1 protein-coding gene is annotated in these 548 nt (G+C 44.9%); it reads left to right on the plus strand.

What is annotated here, in order from left to right; genetic code table 11:
- Positions 1-392: GGDEF domain-containing protein (locus tag AC07E3_RS21480; RefSeq protein WP_478364778.1), on the plus strand; the 392-nt coding region annotated here is incomplete at its 5' end.
- Positions 393-548: the final 156 nt, after the last annotated feature.

Raw genomic sequence — 548 nt, forward strand, 5'->3', positions numbered from 1 at the left:
TGGATATTGACCACTTTAAAGCAGTTAATGATCGATACGGCCACAGTGCAGGTGACATCATCCTTCAGGAAACAGCGAAGATCATTAACCACGCAAGCCGCCAAACAGATTTACTGTTCCGTTATGGCGGTGAAGAATTCTTATTAGTCCTGAATAAAACAGATCATAACGGCGCCACCATTATTGCAGAACGCATCCGCCAAGCACTTGAAGCTCATGCCGTAAAATGTGGCGAATCTGAGATCACGGTCACTTCAAGCATAGGTGTTGCCAGCTGCCGAAGCACAGATTCGACGGAAGACTTGGTTGGTCGAGCTGACAAAGCGCTTTACCAAGCTAAAATTGCAGGGCGAAACCAAACCCAATCTGGAGAATTAACTGGCAACAGCTAATTCACAGCAATAATCCAGAACAAAAAAAAGAGTGGTCATCGCCACTCTTTTTTTGTTTTTATCCCAGAAAAAACGACTAATTAAAACCGTTTTCTCTTTGGCGTTCGACGTTGAGCCTGTTTCTGTTGACGCTTACGCCTGCCCATTTCCAGCTTC

This window comes from Nitratireductor lacus (assembly GCF_056431025.1).